The sequence below is a fragment of the Thermodesulfobacterium commune DSM 2178 genome, assembly GCF_000734015.1.
Lineage (GTDB): Bacteria > Desulfobacterota > Thermodesulfobacteria > Thermodesulfobacteriales > Thermodesulfobacteriaceae > Thermodesulfobacterium > Thermodesulfobacterium commune.
Genome location: NZ_CP008796.1, coordinates 328,248 through 346,896, shown reverse-complemented (window position 1 = coordinate 346,896; position 18,649 = coordinate 328,248). Strand labels below are relative to the sequence as shown.

Annotated in this window: 13 protein-coding genes and 1 tRNA gene; 7 read left to right on the top strand and 7 right to left on the bottom strand. The window is 36.1% G+C overall.

All coding sequences use genetic code 11. The features are described from left to right. Window positions 1–173 precede the first annotated feature (173 nt). Genes ileS through uvrC form a run of 6 tightly spaced genes read left to right on the top strand, consistent with a single transcriptional unit; the run spans window position 174 to window position 10,087 of the window. On the top strand, window positions 174–2,975 hold the full coding sequence (gene ileS, locus HL41_RS01785) for an isoleucine--tRNA ligase (protein WP_038060028.1): 2,802 nt from the start codon (window positions 174–176) through the stop codon (window positions 2,973–2,975). Further along, on the top strand, window positions 2,976–3,446 hold the full coding sequence (lspA, locus tag HL41_RS01780; RefSeq protein WP_038060029.1) for a signal peptidase II: 471 nt from the start codon (window positions 2,976–2,978) through the stop codon (window positions 3,444–3,446). Then, the gene (locus tag HL41_RS01775; protein WP_038060030.1) at window positions 3,436–5,319 is read left to right on the top strand and encodes a tetratricopeptide repeat protein; all 1,884 of its coding nucleotides are present in this window, start codon (window positions 3,436–3,438) and stop codon (window positions 5,317–5,319) included. The genes lspA and HL41_RS01775 overlap by 11 nt, the downstream gene beginning before the upstream one ends. Further along, a complete protein-coding gene (pabB, locus tag HL41_RS01770; RefSeq protein ID WP_051754428.1) occupies window positions 5,319–7,094 on the top strand; it encodes an aminodeoxychorismate synthase component I in 1,776 nt (591 codons plus the stop codon). The genes HL41_RS01775 and pabB overlap by 1 nt, the downstream gene beginning before the upstream one ends. A 36-nt stretch (window positions 7,095–7,130) precedes the next feature. Beyond that, the gene (locus HL41_RS01765; RefSeq protein WP_144241955.1) at window positions 7,131–8,276 is read left to right on the top strand and encodes a 3-isopropylmalate dehydrogenase; all 1,146 of its coding nucleotides are present in this window, start codon (window positions 7,131–7,133) and stop codon (window positions 8,274–8,276) included. Between the two features lie 8 nt (window positions 8,277–8,284). Continuing rightward, window positions 8,285–10,087 carry an excinuclease ABC subunit UvrC gene (gene uvrC / locus HL41_RS01760; RefSeq protein WP_051754427.1) on the top strand — a complete coding sequence of 601 codons (1,803 nt, stop codon included), beginning with the start codon at window positions 8,285–8,287 and terminating at the stop codon, window positions 10,085–10,087. 72 nt (window positions 10,088–10,159) lie between these two features. Here uvrC and HL41_RS01755 read toward each other — a convergent pair whose 3' ends face one another. The 7 genes from HL41_RS01755 to recN form a co-directional block, all read right to left on the bottom strand. Further along, entirely contained in the window at window positions 10,160–10,930 is a 771-nt protein-coding gene (locus HL41_RS01755; protein WP_038060031.1) for a sulfide-dependent adenosine diphosphate thiazole synthase, read from the bottom strand. A gap of 97 nt (window positions 10,931–11,027) precedes the next feature. Beyond that, window positions 11,028–12,425, bottom strand: a complete 1,398-nt coding sequence (locus tag HL41_RS01750; protein WP_022855019.1) for a sigma-54-dependent transcriptional regulator — start codon at window positions 12,423–12,425, stop codon at window positions 11,028–11,030. Further along, window positions 12,415–13,452, bottom strand: coding sequence for a sensor histidine kinase (locus HL41_RS01745; RefSeq protein ID WP_051754426.1), 1,038 nt, complete (start codon window positions 13,450–13,452; stop codon window positions 12,415–12,417). Before HL41_RS01745 ends, HL41_RS01750 begins: the two co-directional genes overlap by 11 nt. Then, window positions 13,452–14,861, bottom strand: coding sequence for a UDP-N-acetylmuramate--L-alanine ligase (locus tag HL41_RS01740; RefSeq protein WP_051754425.1), 1,410 nt, complete (start codon window positions 14,859–14,861; stop codon window positions 13,452–13,454). Before HL41_RS01740 ends, HL41_RS01745 begins: the two co-directional genes overlap by 1 nt. Window positions 14,862–14,863: 2 nt before the next feature. Then, window positions 14,864–15,670 (bottom strand): SAM hydrolase/SAM-dependent halogenase family protein, encoded by an 807-nt coding sequence (locus tag HL41_RS01735; RefSeq protein ID WP_038060032.1) that lies wholly within the window; start codon window positions 15,668–15,670, stop codon window positions 14,864–14,866. Beyond that, window positions 15,655–16,584 (bottom strand): hypothetical protein, encoded by a 930-nt coding sequence (locus tag HL41_RS01730; protein ID WP_022855023.1) that lies wholly within the window; start codon window positions 16,582–16,584, stop codon window positions 15,655–15,657. Before HL41_RS01730 ends, HL41_RS01735 begins: the two co-directional genes overlap by 16 nt. Continuing rightward, on the bottom strand, window positions 16,585–18,225 hold the full coding sequence (recN, locus tag HL41_RS01725) for a DNA repair protein RecN (RefSeq protein WP_038060033.1): 1,641 nt from the start codon (window positions 18,223–18,225) through the stop codon (window positions 16,585–16,587). Window positions 18,226–18,334: 109 nt separating this feature from the next. Between recN and HL41_RS01720 the strand changes: the two genes are divergently transcribed. Then, window positions 18,335–18,420, top strand: a tRNA-Leu gene (locus tag HL41_RS01720). The last annotated feature ends 229 nt before the right edge of the window (window positions 18,421–18,649 follow it).

Below are 18,649 nucleotides of genomic sequence, written 5' to 3'. Positions count from 1 at the left end.
AAACTTTCAAGTTTATAATTATACCACATTAACTTTTCCCTTAAATCCCTACTCCTAATAATGGTTACTTTTTTCAATAAGCTTACTTTTTTAATAATAATCAAAAACAATAGTGCTTTTTGTAAGTTATGTTAAAATTAAACAGACAGTTTACTTAAAAGGAGGCTTTCATTATGGATTGGAAAGACACCCTTAATCTTCCTCAAACTGACTTTCCGATGAAGGCTAATCTTGTAGAAAGAGAACCTAAATTTTTAGAGTTTTGGGAAAAAGAAAAAATCTACGAAAAAATGCTTGAAAAAAGAAAAAATGCTCCTTTATACATCCTTCATGATGGGCCTCCTTATGCTAACGGGCACATACATTTAGGTACAGCCTTAAACAAAATCTTAAAAGATATTATCGTAAAAAGTAAAATGATGGCTGGATACAAAGTACCCTTTGTACCAGGATGGGATTGCCATGGGTTACCTATTGAATTGAAAACAGAACAAGAATTAGGGGTAAAAAGAGGAGAACTCCCCCCTCTCACAATAAGAGAGGCCTGTAGAAAATATGCAGAAAGGTACATAAACATACAGCGAGAGGAGTTTAAAAGGCTTGGGGTCTTTGCTTTTTGGGATAAGCCTTATCTTACGATGGATTACAGGTATGAAGCTACAATTGCCAGAGAATTTTTAAGGTTTTTAGAATCAGGCCAGGTTTATAGGAAAAAAAAGCCTGTTTTTTGGTGTCCAACCTGTGTAACTGCCTTGGCAGAGGCTGAGGTAGAGTATGGACCACATAAGTCTTATTCTATTTTTGTAAAATTTCCCTTTACCGAAGACCTTAAAGAATTTATCTCTAAAGAATATCAGGTGACCTTAGACAAACCGGCTTATGTATTAATCTGGACCACTACTCCGTGGACATTGCCTGCAAACTTAGCTTTAGCCTTAAACCCTGAATTTGAGTATTTACTGGTAGAGTGGGAAGGAGAATATTATTTAGTAGCTGAAGGCCGTGTTTCAGGTCTTTGTGCTGAACTTAACAAGGATTTACCCAAAATCGTTGCTAAGATAGACCCCAAAACTTTAGAAGGCAAAAAAGCTCTTCATCCCTTTTATAGCAGAGAAAGCCTTGTCATCTTGGCTGATTTTGTGAGTTTAGAAGCCGGAACAGGGATAGTGCATATCGCCCCTGGACATGGAGAAGAGGACTATCAGGTAGGGCTTAAATATGGATTAGAAGTTTATGTGCCTGTTGACCAGGAAGGTAAATTTTACAAGGATGTAGACTTAGTTGGTGGACTTTCTATCTATCAGGCTAACGAAAAAATCTTAGAAATTTTAAAACAAAAAGGGCATCTACTTTCCTCAGATAAGATAGAACACAGTTATCCTTTTTGCTGGAGGTGTAAAAAACCGGTTATTTTTAGGGCTGAAGACCAGTGGTTTATCTCTATGGAATTAAAGGATTTAAGGGAGAAAGCTTTACAAGCGGTAGAAAAAGTCAAATTTATTCCTTCCTGGGGAAAAAACCGTCTTTACAGCATGTTAGAAAATAGACCCGATTGGTGTATATCCAGACAAAGGGTATGGGGTGTCCCGATTACCGTTTTTAAGTGTGAAAACTGTGGAGAGATTTTAAAAGATTTTAAGTATTATGAAAAAGTTATAGAAATCTTTGAAAAAGAGGGTTGTGACCCCTGGTTTGTAAAACCAGCAGAAGAGCTTTTACCAGAAGGGACAGTATGTCCTAATTGTGGTCATAACCGGTTTTCTAAGGAAAAGGATATTTTAGACGTCTGGTTTGATTCAGGGGTTTCTTTTGCAGCAGTGCTTGAAAAGAGAGAAGAACTTTCTTTCCCTGCAGACTTATATTTAGAAGGATCAGACCAACATAGAGGTTGGTTTCATAGTTCCCTTCTCTGCTCGGTAGGAACAAGGGGGGTTCCTCCTTACAAAGCATTACTTACTCACGGGTTTGTGGTAGACGGACAGGGAAGGAAAATGTCTAAAAGCTTGGGGAACGTCATTCATCCCCAAGATTTAATCAAACAACATGGAGCAGAAATTTTAAGGCTTTGGGTATCGGCTGAAGACTACCGGGATGACATAAAAATCTCTAAAGAAATCCTTTCAAGGTTGGTTGAAGCTTATCGTAAGGTTAGAAATACCTGCAGGTTTTTGATAGGTAATCTTTATGACTTTGACCCTAAAAAAGACTTGGTACCTTTTGAAAAACTTCCACCCTTCGAAAAATACATTCTCTATAGACTAAGCAGGCTGATAGAAAAGGTAAAAAAAGGCTATGAGGACTTTGAATTTCATGTAGTCTATCATGAAATTTATCGTTTTTGTGTAGTTGAACTTTCCTCCTTAATCATAGATATCAACCGGGATTATCTTTATTGTGAACCCCGAGAAAGTTTTAAACGTAGGGCTACTCAAACGGTTTTTTACTATGCGTTAGATTCTATAGTTAAACTTATAGCTCCCATCTTTTCTTTTACCGCAGAAGACATCTGGCAAAACCTTCCTTATCCTAAAGAAGAAATCTCGGTTTTTCTTACCGAATTTCCTGATTACAGGTTTGATCTTTCGCAAGATGAGGTTAAGAGATGGGAAACCATACTTAGCCTTAGACAAGAATTTCTAAAAGCCTTAGAGATAGCCAGAAAGGACCACAAAGTTATCAACACCTTTTTAGAAGCTGAAGTCTATGTAGAGGCTCCGGAAGATATAAAGGATCTTTTAAAAGATAGCTCTTTTTGGGAATATTTTTTGATGGTAGCTAAATTTGAATTGATAAAAACATTAGACCCAGTATCTGAACCTCAAACTTTTGTTTCTGAAGAGATATCAGGGCTTAAGATTTTAGTGAAGCCTACCGAATATAAAAAATGTGAAAGGTGCTGGCAAAGAAAACCTGAAGTTGGCACTCTCCCTAACCCTGAGCTTTGTGAAAGATGTTATCAAGTGGTGAGCGGTTAAATGAAAACCTTTTGGATATGGGCTAATATAGTTTTTTTATTAGACAGGTTAACCAAATTTTGGTTTATAAACTTAACCTATCCAGGAAATCAAGATGTTTGGCAAGTTTTACCTGGGATTAACCTGGTTAAGGTTTGGAATAAAGGAGTAGCTTTTGGCCTATTTGCTAAAGACAGCTTTTTAGGAACCTTAGGGTTGATTTTTCTAAACCTAATCCTCCTTGCACTGATATTTTTTTGGGCTAAACATAAAGCTTATAAACCTGAAACCAAGACGGAGATCATCGGATTAGGGTTGATCTTTGGGGGAGGGGTTAGCAACCTTTTAGACCGATTGGTGTTTGGGGCAGTTTTCGATTTTATAGACCTTTATGTAAAAAATTTTCATTGGCCTGCTTTTAACATAGCCGATATAGCCATAACCTTAGGACTTTTTATCTTAATTTACAAACAATTAAAACATGTTTCTTAAGGTCGTTGAAATCCCCAAATTAAAACATTTTTTGTTTAAAACCTCTTCTCAAGAGGTAGATTATCACGTAGAAGAGTTTTTAAAAAAGACATACAAAGAGATATCTTCTAACCTTTACCAAGTTCCCCCTAAAAACCTGGTTTATCTCAACGAGATCCTTTACAACCTGAAAGAGCGATTTAAAAAATTTTTAGGTTCTTCCCCTTTACCGTTTTATGTAATCCTCTCAAAAGAAAGGGACTTTTCAGAAAAGCCTCGATATGTAAGGGCAGGAAAAGTCTATTTTCAAGAAAACCTAAAAAGAGAGGTTTTACAGGAGTTTGAAGGAGTAAACCTTTTTTATAAGGTCCAGGACTGGTTAGACAACTGGAAGGAGCTAATGCTGCCTGCTACTGTTGACCCTAAAATTAGTTTTTTTTATAAAGACTTCTTTTTTACCGGACCAAATCCAACATGTTTTTTCTGTGAAAGCACCCATCATCCTTACCACAAATGTCCTGGTCTTTTAGAACCTCAACCAAGATCGGTGTTAGAACAAGCCTTAGACCTTCCTTTTTCAGAGATTGCTCAAATCATCTGGCAGGGCTTGATAGAGGAAAAACCAAATTATTTTCATATAAGGCACTTTTATCTTTTACCTGAATTCTTAAAGATAGTTTTTTACCGAGGAGAAGGGTTAACTTCCTGGTCTCAGTTAAAAATTTCGATAGAAACCCCTGTAAGAGGTGGAAACATCGGGATAGGTTTGGATGCTCTCATAAAAGGGGATTTAAACGTTGCTGAAAGTCGATTTCTTGAAGAAGAAAGTGATTTAAAGGCCTGTATAGGGTTGACTTTTGTAAACCTGTTAAAAAATAGATGGGATAGGGCTCTATACTTTCTTGAAACCGCTCTAAGTCAAAATACCTCTAATTTTATCAAAAGTTATCTAATTTTTTTAAAAGGATATATCTACGAATATCAAGGAAATGACCTAACAGCCAAAGACCTATATCAAAGGGCTTTTGAGTTAGATAAAACCTTTTTACCTGTTTTCTTCAGATTAAGGGTTTTAGATTATTTAAATGATGAACCTATTGAAAAGTTTATGGGTTATTTTGGGCATCCCCTTCTTATTTTCTGGGCTTTTACCGAACCTCTGTTTATTAGAGATCAGGAAGAGTTAGAAAATTTTATAGAAAAACGAATCCTTGAGAAAAGAGAAAATGCCTTACAGAGGCTTAAAGAAGCTGAAGACCTGTTTCATCGGTTAAAACACGTTATGAGCAAGGATGAAATCATAGAATACGAAGAATTACTTAAAACCTTAGCTTATGACATTTATCACAGAGGTATGGGAGCAATAGATAAAGCCTCAGACCGAGCACTTGACCTTACCCTTGAATTACAGGCTTTGGTTTATAACAAAGTAAAAGAAATAGACCATAAAATAACTGAGTTAAAAAAACAATACGAAGTTCTTGCGAACTTTTGGGTAAAGTATCCTTATAAAGAAGAGGATATGATTTTTGGAAAAGAATTAAAATCCCTAAAGGATTTAATCGAAAAAAACTTAGAAAAAACCAAAAAAAGGGATATCTCACAAATTTTACCATTGATGTTTTCAGAACTAAACTTAGCAGAAGAAAAGGTTCAACTATTAAAAGACCTTAAAGTTGACCTTAAGAAAAAATGGGTGTTTAGAAGAAGGCTGACAGACTTTTTAAGAAATTTTTTATTGTTAGAAACCCTTTTGGTAACCTTCTATGTGATCGGTTATCTTCTTGAAAGTTCTCTTTTAGAAAGCCTTCTTTCTATTCCCATGTTTTTAATAATCTCTGTAGTTCTATTATTGCTCTGTTTGATCCTTGCCTATACCAAAAATCCTGAATGATGAGATTTATTTGGGTTAAAGCAGATAAAATTCCCTATCAGGTTTTATCTTTTGAAAACCCTATAGAAGTCATTAAATTAGATGATCCCTCTGCTCTATCTCTTTTTTTCGAAAACCTCCAAAATTTTATAAAAAAAGGTTTTTATGCCTGTGGTTTCTTATGTTATGAAACAGGATACTTATTAGAAAAAAGACTTAACAAGTTTTTCAAAAAACCTAACTTGCCACTTGGTTATTTTGGAATCTACCCTCCTCCACAAAAATTTTTTATTAATCCCCTTGAATTAGCTAAAACAGAAAATTTTCTGTCGATCGAAAATCTTAGTTTTTCTATATCTAAAGAAACCTACCAGGAGGACATAAAAAAAATAAAAGACTATATAGCTTCTGGGGATGTTTATCAGGTTAACTATACTTTTAAGGTCAAGTTTTGTTTAAAAGGACATCCATCAGACTTATTTTTTCAGCTCCTCTTTTCTCAGCGCTGTAAGTACAGTTTTTATTTAGAAGAAGAAAATTTCTCGATAGCCTCTTTATCTCCAGAACTTTTTCTCAAAAAAGAGGGATATTTTTTATCAACCTCTCCGATGAAAGGAACGATTAAAAGAGCTCCGGTTTTCGTTTTAGACCAAAAGAGAAAAAGAGAACTTTTTTTGGATGAAAAAAATCGGGCAGAAAACGTAATGATAGTAGACCTTTTAAGAAATGATTTAGGAAGGGTTTGTGTACCAGGGGAGGTTTGGGTAACCCAGCTTTTTAACATAGAAACCTACCCTACCCTTCATCAGATGACCTCTTCTGTAAAGGGAAAACTTTTCACCGAAAATTTGTTTGAAATTTTCAAAGCGCTTTTCCCCTGCGGTTCAGTTACCGGAGCACCTAAGATAAGGGCGATGGAAATTATCGCTGAGGTTGAAAAAGAACCCAGAGGAGTTTACACAGGAGCGATAGGGTATATAGACCCAAACCATAATTTTCTATTTAACGTGGGGATAAGAACCTTGGTATTCACTAAAAAAGATTTAGAAAGTTATCTTGGAGAAGCAGGTATTGGAAGTGGAGTGGTTTGGGATAGCAAATCTGATGAAGAATATGAGGAGTGTTTGCTCAAAGCTAAATTCTTTTTAAATCCCTTGCCTTATTTTCAACTGATAGAAACCTTCTGGTTTAAGCCTAATACCCTTAATCCTCTCCTAAAACTCCACTATCAAAGGTTGATGTTTTCTGCCAAATATTTCAGGTTTAACCTGCCCAAGGTTTTACAGAATTTTTCCAGTTTCCAAAGCTTCATCGAAACTCAAATACCTGACCAAAAAAAATATAAAGTAAGGCTCCTTCTTTATCCTGAAGGGAAGGTAGAGATATCTCTTCTTCCTTATGAGGGTTGGAAAAAAGGACTAAAAATAGCCTTTATGAAGCGAGATTTTGATTTATCTAATCTTTTCTATCACAAAACTACCGTAAGATCTCCCTTAGAAAAAGCCCTGCAAAAAGTAAAACAGTTAGGATTCGATGAAGTAGTGTTTTTTGATGAAAACGGTAAAATTCTCGAAGGATCTTTTTCTAACTTTTTCGTCAAAAAAGAGGGGAAACTCTATACTCCACCTTTAAAATTAAAACTTCTTGATGGAGTTCTGAGAAAATTTTTGGTTAAAAAGAAAATAGCCTTAGAACAAGAAATCTCTCTTGAAACCCTAAAAAACTTTTCAGAAATTTATGTGGGCAATTCAGTCCGTGGACTTGGTAAAGTAGAAGATTGGTTTATACTAAAGTAAAATTATTCAAAAGCGCATAGTAAGGAGGGAGTTAAAATGTCTAAAAAAAGCGGAACTTGTAAAAGGAAAAAACAAGCTTCTCAAGAAGTACAAGAAGTACAAGAAGTAAAAAAGGTTTACAAAATAGCCGTCATTCCTGGAGATGGAACAGGCCCTGAGGTCATAAGAGAGGGTATAAAAGTTTTAGAAGCTGCAGGCAGGAGGTTTAACATAAAATTTAATTGGACCTTCTTTGACTGGGGAGGGGAAAGATATCTTAAAACCGGAGAAACTATACCGGAAGGTGGGATTGAAGAGCTTAAAAAACATGATGCTATTTACTTAGGAGCAATAGGTCATCCTGAGGTGAAACCTGGAATTCTTGAGAAAGAGATTTTATTAAGGATCAGGTTTGAGCTTGACCAGTATATCAACCTTAGACCGGTAAAACTTTATCCAGGAGTTTGGACTCCTATAAAAGACAAAGGTCCAGAGGACATAGATTTTGTAGTAATTAGAGAAAATACAGAGGGACTTTATGCAGGAGGAGGTGGCTTTTTAAGAAAAGGTACTCCCTATGAAGTGGCTATACAGGAATCTATAAACACCAGATATGGGGTAGAAAGGTGCATCAGGTTTGCCTTTGAATATTGTAGAAAAAGGAACAAAAAGAAAAAGGTTACTTTGGTGGGAAAAACCAATGTTTTAACCTATGCCTTTGACCTGTGGTATAGAGTATTCCAAGAGGTAGGACAGGAATATCCTGACATAGAAAAAGACTATGCCCATGTAGATGCCACCTGTATGTGGTTTGTAAAAAATCCTGAATGGTTTGACGTAATCGTTACAGATAACATGTTTGGTGATATCATTACCGACCTTGGAGCTATGATACAAGGTGGTATGGGTATTGCTGCTGGAGGAAACATCAACCCAAACGGAGTTTCTATGTTCGAGCCCATCGGTGGTTCTGCCCCTAAATATACAGGAAAAAACGTAATTAACCCCTTGGCTGCCATTTGTGCAGGTATGATGATGTTAGAACACCTTGGAGAAGAAGAAGCGGCCAAAGCCATAGAAAATGCAGTTATTAAGGTGTGTAGGGACCATTTAAAAAGTATGGCTGCTGGACAGATGGGTTATTCTACTACTGAGGTTGGAGATTTAGTGGCTAAGTATACCGAAGAAGGAGTAGAACTTTAACATGAAAAATGCTAAAGATAAACCTGAAAGAAATCCCGGAATCTCCAGGGGTCTATCTTTTTAAAGGTGAAAAAGGAGAGGTCCTTTACGTAGGAAAAGCTAAAAACCTAAAAAACAGGTTATTTTACTACGTAAAAGGGCCTCTTCTTTCTCCTAAAATTCAACGGTTAGTAGAAACTGCCGAAAATTTAGAATATTTCCTTACTCAAACAGAAAAAGAAGCTCTTTTACTTGAAGCTAATTTTATCAAAAAATACCGCCCTAAATATAACGTCCTTTTAAAGGATGATAAAAATTATCCTCTTTTAAGGTTGGGTTTACAAGAAGAATATCCCTCTTTACAGATTGTTCGGAGGAGAAAAAAGGGAGATAAAGCCCTGTATTTTGGACCCTTTACCTCTACTCGTGGGCTAAGAGAGGTATTAAAGCTTCTTTCTAATATCTTTCCCCTAAGAAAATGCAGTCTCTCAGAAATGAAAAGGAGAAAAACTCCCTGTGTGTACTATCAAATCAAAAAATGTTTGGCTCCTTGTGTTAAACCTATTTCTAGGGAAGAATATCAAAAATTAGTAAACGGAGTGATAGAATTCTTTCAAGGGGGAGGGAAAAAGCTAGCTATAAAGATACGGGAAGAAATAGAAAGACTTGCCGAAAACTTAGAATTTGAAAGAGCAGCCTTTTTAAGAGATAGATTAAAAGACCTTGAAAACATTTTGGAAAAGCAAGCTGTTGTCTTGCAAGAACCTGTAGACTTAGACTTTTGGTTAAACCAAAAAACAGAAAACAAAGAATACTTTATCGTCCTTTTTATCAGACATGGTTATCTATATGGGTTTCAGACCTTTGATGTTAAAACCCCTCTTGAAGGTTCAGCCTTAAAAGAAGTTTTACTCCAGTTTTATCTTGACGGAAAGATTATCCCTCCAGAAATTTATCTCCCACAAGAAATAGAGGAAATAGAAAGCTTAGAAGAAATCTTAACAGAAAATGCAGGATATAAGATAAAACTGTTAATACATCCTGATTCAGAAGAATTTGTTGTCTTAAAGCAAATTGCCTTTAAAAATTTGCAGGAATATATCCTTTCAGAAAAAAGAAGAGAGAAACCATGGTATGCAGGCCTTTCAGAAGAAGTTAAAAAAGTTCTAAAGCTTTTTAAGGAACCTCAACGAATAGAAGCCATCGACCTTTCCCAATTTTACGGAGAAGCTAAAGTTGGGGCAACCGTATGTTTTTTTGAAGGAGAGCCAGATAAAAGTTTTTATCGAAGGTATAATATCAAAGAAGCCGGTAGAGATGACTATTCAATGCTTTATGAAGTTTTATACAGAAGATTAAAACGAGGGTTAGAAGAAGGGACTCTACCAGACCTATTTTTGATAGATGGAGGAAAAGGCCACTTAGAAACTGCTTTAAGGGTGCTCGAAGACCTTAACATAACAGACTTAGAAGTAAGAGCTGTAGCTAAAAACAAAAAGAGACAACCAGAAAAAGTTTATATCCCGGGGAGGAAAAATCCTGTGTTTTTACCTAAGTATAAAGAGGTTTTTCATTTTATCGGAAGGGTAATGGAAGAAGCCCACAGGTTTGCCCAAACCTTTGCTGAAAAGAAAAAACGAGAACAAGATTTATCAGGCTATTTAGATAAAATCAAAGGGATAGGACCTAAACGTAAAGAAATTCTCCTTTCGAATTTTAAAAGTTTAGAAGACTTAAGACAAGCTCATTTAGAAAAAATCGCCAAACTTCCTGGGTTTAACCTAAAAATAGCTAAAACCTTAAAAGAAAGCTTAACACAACAATCAGATTGATAAAAACTTAGGGGGCATCGAACCCCCTATGTATATTTATCGTATATTTTGTATTTGTATCTCCTTGAAATTTTATGTTTTTTTAGAGAGGTCAGCTGCTATAACCTCTGCAATTTTTTTACCACTCATAAGCATACCGCCAAAAATCGGTCCCATCCTTGGTAAACCAAAAATTTCACAAACAGCAATCCCTGTAACATATAGACCCTCTGCCACCTTACCTGTATGTTCTACCACCAATCTTTCAGAGACTTCGCTCCAGTTTGACCTTTCTCCTTTGATAAAAATGTTTAAATCTGGATTTTTCTCAGCAGCGATCTGGACTATTTCTGCCCCATGACCAGAGGCGTCAACCAAAGCTTTTGAAGAAGTAAAAAGTGGGTCTACATGCAATCCTGCCATCTCTATAGCAGTCCATTTCCATAAAACCCCACAAACCTTAGGTGGATTATCTCTAACGATTACATCTTCTACATAAACCCCAAGAAAAAATTTGGCGCCTGCATCTAAAGCTCCTGTAGCCAGTTTAGCTATAAGTTCTGGAGGATCAACTACATATAATCCTTTATCTGCCTTTTGATACTTTATTTTAAAATCTTCTACTATAGGTAATACTTCTTCCTGAACCACAATCTTAGGTATCATGTTACCTCCACCACCAATCCCACCACCAAAAGACAACCTTTTTTCATAAACCGCTACCTTGTAGCCCTTTTCAGCTAAATATTTAGCACAAGTAAGACCTGAAGGCCCTGCTCCTACTATTAGTGTGTCTACCTCACTGTACTCGTAAAGGTCCTCCATTCCATACTTTACAATAGCTCTCTGAATCTCAAGCTCCATAAATCTCCTCCCTATTTTAAAAATTTAAATAATAACTAAAATAGTTTAAAAATAAATATTTTTAAGGTTAAGAGAAATATTTCACATAACCAATGACCTAAAACAGTTGTTTATCATATCCCCATTTTTTAAGCTTAAGGGTTAGGGTTTTTCTGTCTATCCCTAATTTTTTAGCGGCTAAACTTTTGTTCCAGTTAAGCTGCTTAAGAACTTTAATTATATACTGCTTTTCTATCTCTTCTACAGGAACGATCTCTTCCCCATTTGAAGTAACCAATTCTTTTGTTAATTCTTCTGTCCTTTTTTCTTTAACCAGAGGCTCAAATTCTGCTAAAAGCAAATCTTTTTCTGTGATTTCCTCTTTGGTAGAAAAAATAACCAATCTTTCTATTAAGTTTTTAAGTTCCCTTATGTTTCCTGGCCAGTGATAATCCATAAAAAGCGATAAAACTTTAGGAGAGAAAATTTTCATAGGCTTTTTATATTTTTCACAAAAGTATTTTAAGAAATAGTTAGCCAAAAGTAATATATCTCCTTTTCGTTCCCTTAAAGGAGGCAAGTGAAGGTTTACCACGTTTAAACGATAGTAAAGGTCTTCTCTAAAAGTTCCCTTTTTAACCTCTTCTTTTAGGTCTTTGTTGGTTGCGGCTATGATTCTTACGTTGGCTTTTATCACCTTTAAACTACCTACAGGAGAAAATTCCTTTTCCTCTACCACTTTTAGAAGTTTGGCTTGAAGGTCTAAAGGAATATTGGCTATTTCGTCAAGAAAAAGCACTCCACCTTGAGCAAACTCTATTTTTCCTATCTTAGCTTGCTGAGCTCCGGTAAAAGCGCCTTTAGCATGTCCAAAAAGCTCACTTTCAAAAAGAGTTGGCACTACCGCCCCGCAGTCTACGCATACAAAAGGGCCCTTATAAACTAAATCCATTTCGTGAATTTTTTTGGCTAAAAGCCCTTTACCTGTACCTGACTCACCAGTAATAAGAACGGTGCAGTCGGTAGAAGCGATGATTTTAGCCTTTTCAAGAATTTGTTTTATCTTTGGGTCTTCTCCTACAAAGTTTATCTTTTCTTCTTTTTCTTTCAGGCTTAGTTTAAGATAAAGGTTTTCTAAGAGAAGCTTTTTTTTCTCTATAGCTTTTTCAACCGCTACCTTAGCCTGATAGACTGAAAAGGGCTTTTCTAAAAAATCAAAAGCCCCCATCTTGATAGCAGAAACAGCTGTCTCTATGTTACCATAGGCAGAAATAACGATAATCTGGCTTTCATAGTTTATCTCTAAAAACTCTTTTAAAAGGTCCAAACCATTTCCATCGGGAAGTTTTAGGTCCAAAAAAACTACATCGTATTCTTTCTTAGAAAAATGTTCCAGAGCTTCTTTCTTATTTTCAGCGTTATCTACCTGATAACCTTCTTTTTGAAAAAAGATAGACAATCCTTCTCTTATATCTATTTCATCGTCTACCACTAAAATCCTTCCTTTATATCGCATCTTCTCTCAAGGTCTCCCTGGTTGGTAAGGGAAAAAGGATCTCAAAACAAGCCCCTCCTTCTTTCAGGTTATAAACATTGATCCTACCTCCATGATTTTTAATGATACCATAACAAATAGAAAGGCCTAGACCTGTAGCCTCACCTTTTTCTTTAGTAGTAAAAAAGGGATCAAAAATAAAAGGCATAATTTCTGGAGGTATACCTGGACCGGTGTCTTTTACCTTTATGATAACCGTATCATATTTGACAGAGGTTTCTACAATAATTTCTCCCTTTCCTTTCATCGCCTGGGCTGCGTTGATAAAAAGATTAAAAAACACCTGTTCTATCTGCTTTTGACTAACATATACCTTAGGTAGGTTTTTTTGTAGTTTAAACGTAAAAGTTACGTTTTTAAACATAGGATACTCAGAAAGTAGTTCATACACTTTTTTAACACTAAGGTTTAAGTCTACCCATTCTCTCTTTTCTTCCTCTGGCCTACCAAAAGCTAAAAGTCCGTTGATAATGTTTCTACATCGTTCGGTCAGATTAATAATCCTATCGATCCATGTTTGATAAGTAGGAACCTCTCCTATTTCCTCTTTTAACATACTGGCATACAAAAGAATACCACTTAAAGGATTCTTAAGCTCATGAGAAATCTCTCCTGCCATCTTTCCTAAACTGGCAAGCCTCTCAGTATTAATCCAGTATGGAAACCTAAACCAGTCTTTTTCCTGAATAAACACGTGTATCGTATAGTTAGGATTGATAGGTAGGTTGAACAGGTAATAAAAGTTATTTTCAAAAGTAAAAAAAGTCAACCCAAACGTGTCAAAAACCGGACCAAAAAGTTCTTCTAAAAAGACTATTTCGTCATCTTTAAGAAGATAGATAAATTCTTTTAGAAATCTTGAATTGTAATAAACTACTTTGTGCTTAAACTCAAAATCTACTCTCTCACATTCAGACACAACGGTAGGATGTCTAATTTTTTCGATACTATCTTTGGTAAAAAGTATGGTAGCCTCTGTTAATTCCATCAAGAGAGTTGGGTTAACAAACTTTTTATTTCCCTTCCCATGTAAGCACTTGACATGAATATTACCAACTTTTTTCCAGGATGGTTTAGCCATTCAAACCGTGGGTGGGAGAAAAACTCCTCAGTAAGCTTAAAAGCCCTTTTATTTTTAAGTTTAATCTCTTCTACCATCCTATCAAGGTCTATTCTATCCTCTGGAGGAACGGTTTCTATACCTGCAGGTGTTTTAAGGTAAACTACATCTGCTATACTTAAACTTTCTACATAGTCCTGTTGAAAAATTTTGCGCTTACTTGAGTTGGTCCTGGGTTCAAAAAATATTACAGTAAGCTCAGGCTTTATCGCTTTTTTAAGCTCACCTACAGTTAATCTTACAGCTGTAGGATGATGAGCAAAATCATCTACTACCACAAGGTCTTTATCCCTATAGATTATCTCTTGTCTTCTTTTTATCCCTGGGAAGGTTTTTAATCCCTCTTCTATGTCCTCGTTAAAAAGGTCTAACCCTTTTAGCAAGGCTATCACCCCTAAGGTGTTTAACACGTTATATTCTCCTACCAAGCTTACTTGAAAAGCCTCTTTTTTATAAGCCTGACTAAACTCAAAAATAGACATAAACCCTTGATTATCTAAAAAACTATCAACTTTAAGCAACCTAAAATCATTTGCCTCTCCTTTCCCATAACTGACGGCTTTAGCTTTAAGGTTTGCTTTGCTAACAACCTCATTAAGGTTTATATCATCCCCGTTATACACCAACAAACCATCTTCAGGTAAAAGCTCTATCATATCTATAAAAACCTTTTTTAAAGCCTCCAGATTAGAATATACGTCTGCATGGTCATATTCTAAGCTTGTCAAAATAACTGCATAGGGCTTATAATGAAAAAACTTAGGCACTCTATCAAAAGAGGCAGAGGGATATTCATCTCCTTCTATCACCATCCATTCCCCTTCACCATAACCGAAATTTTTCTCTTCATCCCTCAACACCCCTCCTACCAAAAAAGAAGGAGAATAGCCACCTCTTTTCATTAAATAACTTAGAAGCGCGGTGGTGGTTGATTTCCCATGGGTTCCTGCACACACCAATACTTTTTTCCCATTAAACCAATTCTTTTCGAGAAATTGAGGGAAAGAGTACAACGGAAGGTTTAACTTCTGGGCTTTCAAAAGCTCTGGATGGTTAGCCTTTACCGAATTTCCTACGATCACACAGTCAGGTTTTATTTTAACTATGTTTTCTGGATCAAAAGGTAGAACCTTTATTCCTAAATTTTTTAAAATGTCTGAAGCAGGAGGATAAATTTCTCCTTTTTCTGAACCAAAAACTTCATACCCAGACTGTTTTAAAAGTCCAGCTACTCCACACATCCCTATACCACCAATTCCTATAAAATACACCTTCATAATTAAACTCCCTCGTTTTCAAAAATAATTTCTATTTCAGGTTCCCCTAAAACCTCTTTTGCTGACCCTTGATTTATAGCTATTTCCAACAATCCTTCACTCCCAAACAAAGCTACCAACTCCCCTTTCTTGGCCCCACCATAGGTCTCGACCAAAGGAACTTCCCGATGGTTAACCAAAATTTTAAAAGGCTTGTTCTTTGCCTTAAGTAGCTCTTGACTAAGGTTAGTAATCAAGTTGCCAAACCGATCCACATACCAAATAGCTAATTTTAATCCCTTTTCGGTTTTTTGAGGAGGTTTAAACTCAAGCTTAACTAAAGTATCCATAGAGATTTTTTGGCTAAAACTCTCTAACGGTTCCTCTGCTAACAAAAAAGATACAACCGGAGCAAAGAGATCTCTTCCATGAAAAGTCTTGCTATAAGGAGGACGTAAAACTTTAGAAACCTCTATCTCATAGGGAATACACTTTTCTGTCTGATAGATTAATGAAAAAATCCCGTTATCAGGCCCTACAAAAAAATATTTATCGGTTTTAACCACTAAAGCCTTTCTTTCTGTACCTACCCCTGGGTCAACCACACAGAGGAAAACAGTGCCTTCAGGAAAATAACGATAAGAAAAAAACAACATAAGGGATGCTTGTTTTACATCTTGAGGTGGTATTTCATGACAAAGGTCTATAAACTGAAGACTTGTTATGTTCACTCCTTTTCTATTAAGTTCTTGTAATATTTTTCCCTTAACTACCCCTACATAATGGTCTTTGATACCAAAATCCGTAAGTAGCACTACAGTTTTATACATTCTACGGCTTCTCCCTCAGCCAACCTTTTTCTTGCTTTAGGTGCATATTTTAATAGAAGTTCTCTAATAAACTCTACAGGAGGATTTCCTTCAACCACACAGGCAACAGGAGAACTTTGACTAAGCATATAAAGAGGAAACTCTTTTTCGACTATCTCCTGGATTGTCTGATTTTCCTCTTGGTTTCTACCAAGGATAACCCAAAGGTTTTCCTCTAAAAAATGTCTTCCCAAGCAAAGAAGTTGAGCGGTTTTATAGGTGAGAAGTCTTTTTTCTTTCAAAACTTTCAACACCCTTGAGCCTATCTGAGGGTCTGTCAATAAACACCCTCCAGCAGGTGTTGGTATCTCCTTTATCCCCCATTTTTTAGCCAGCTCAAGCTGTGGTTTTCTTTGTCTACCTTGAAGGTCTAAAAGTTTTTCCCTGTCTACTAAACCTTCCCTTTCAGGGATAGTAGGTTCCAAAAGTTTAGCAGATAAAGGTCTAAGCAGTATTCCCTTTACCTCTGCATCTCTTTCTATAGTCTCTAAGGCCTGTCGATTCTGGCTCATAGGCCTTTGTCCTACTACCTCTCCAGTGGCTATAAAATCAGCCCCAAGTTCAGAAAGTAAGGTTTTAGCAAGTCTAACCATCAAAATTTTACAGTCTAAACAAGGGTTAGCAAAATCTCCATACCCATATCTTGGTTTTTTTAAAATCTGAAGATATTCTTCCGTAATGTCTAAAACCAATCCTTTTTCAAACCCCAGCTCTAAACTCTTTTGATAAAAAATCTCAGGATTTTTTTTGTATTTCCAACCAAAAAAAGGGGTAATAAATTTAACAGGTATAACCTTTATCCCTTGAGTCTTCAAGACAAGGCCAGCAAGAAGGCTGTCAAGCCCGTCTGAAAATAACAAAAGAGCCTTTCCCATCTAAGAACTTTCCCTTAAAAACTGCTGAGCTAACTCAAGGTTTTCAGGATGACCTAACATTCTTGCGATCTCTTTAAGCCTTTCTTCTTTCTCAAGAGGTCTAACCACCGCTTTGGTTTCTCCAAGATCTGAGTACTTTTCTACTAAAAAATGATGATCTGCCATGGCTGCTATTTGAGGAAGATGGGTAATACAAACTACCTGCGTATTTTCCGAAAGTTTTTTAAGTTTTTCACCTACTTTTTTCGCGGTAATCCCACCTATACCTACGTCTACCTCGTCAAAAATTACTGTTTTAGGTGTCTGTTTGGTCTGGATGATTGATTGAATAGCCAGAAAAATACGAGAAAGTTCTCCTCCTGAAGCTACCTTTTCAAGAGGTTTTGGAGGGATCCCTGGATTAGATGAAAAAAGAAATCTCACCTCATCAAGCCCATAAGAACCAAGGTTACTTCCTTCAGGTGCTTTAGAGTTAACTTCTATCAAAAACTCAACCTTTTCCATCCCAAGTTCTTTTAGCTCTTCTTTTAATAATTTAGTTAGGGCTAAAGATCCCTCTTTTCTTTTCAACGACAAATCTTTAGCTAAGCTTAAGACTTCTTCTAAAACTATTTCTTGCTTTTTCTTTAAATCCTCATAATCCTCTCTCCCAAACTCAAGAAGGTTTAACTCACTTTTGAGTTCCTCTAATAACTTTTGCAAGCCTCTGGTGTCTCGCTGATATTTCTTTTTTATTTTTTCGTATTGAGAAAGCCTTGTTTCTATTTGGTCTAAAAGGGAACTATCTTCAGGAAGACCTCTGGAATAGGCGTGCACTTCTCTTAAAATCTCTTTAATTTCATAATAAAACCCTGAGGTTTTTTCAGCATAAATCTTAAAAACTCTATCCAAACTACTTATTTTTTCTAAAGAAGATAAAGCCTGATAAAGGTTTGAGGTAGTCTCTTCTAAACTTTTTGATGTCAAGTCTAACTGTTCTTTTAAAAACGTAAGGTTTTTAAGTTTTTCTCTTTCCTCTCTAAGTTGTTCTTCTTCCTCAGGATCGGGTTTTAGGTCTTCAAGCTCTTTTATCTGGAAAAGTAAAAAATCTTTTTTAACGGAGAGATCCTCAAGTTTTTTTTCTAAAGCCAAAACTTGAGAAGAAATTTCTTTATAACGAGCTAAGGCCTCTCTATAAGCCTTCAAAAGACTAAATGAATCAGCAAACTCATCTAAAAGCTCTAACTGTTTTTCGGGATCAATAAGGGTGTAAAATTCGTGCTGACTGGTAAGAAGGATTAAATCTTTGATTAGGTAGCTAAGGTCTGTTAAAGAAGCTGGTTCTCCGTTAATAAAAACTCTCTGTTTTTTTGGAGAAAAAACCCTGAGGATATGCACCTCATCTGTTTCTTGATATCCTAAGTCTTTTAATCTTTGATATAGAAAATCGCCTCCCCAGATAAGGGCTTCTACCTCTCCTTCTTTAGCCCCTGGTTTCAGATAGTCTTGACTAAACCGATCTCCTAAAAGGAGCCTTATTGCCTTTATTATCAAAGACTTTCCTGCCCCTGTTTCTCCGGTAAAAACAATAAATCCTTTATCAAAGTTAAGCGAGATTTCGTCTATCAACACCAAATTTCTAATACTAAGTTCTTTTAACATGGCTTAAGTACGATAAAATTTTAAAACATTTTCTGGCAAAAAACAAGGTGAGAACCTCTTGATAAACCAGATTTTTAGAGTAATATTTACAAAAGTATACGGGTTTTTCGCCCGGGTGGCGGAATTGGTAGACGCTGTGGACTTAAAATCCACTGGGGTTTCCGCCCCGTGCCGGTTCGAGTCCGGCCCCGGGCATTTTTCTCTAAGTTTCAAGGTACTAACCCTTCCCTTTTTTCACCTAACCACACGGAACCCCACGAGACCAAAAATTTAAGTTCTAAAAACCAATGTATATAGGAACTAAAAAACCTATATTTAATCAATGTGAAAAATTGTATAGCGTTTGATTAATGGTATTTAACAGTGCAGGGTAAAAAGCCTACCTCCTTTATTAACCTCTTTAATTGATCCGTCGCGTAAATAA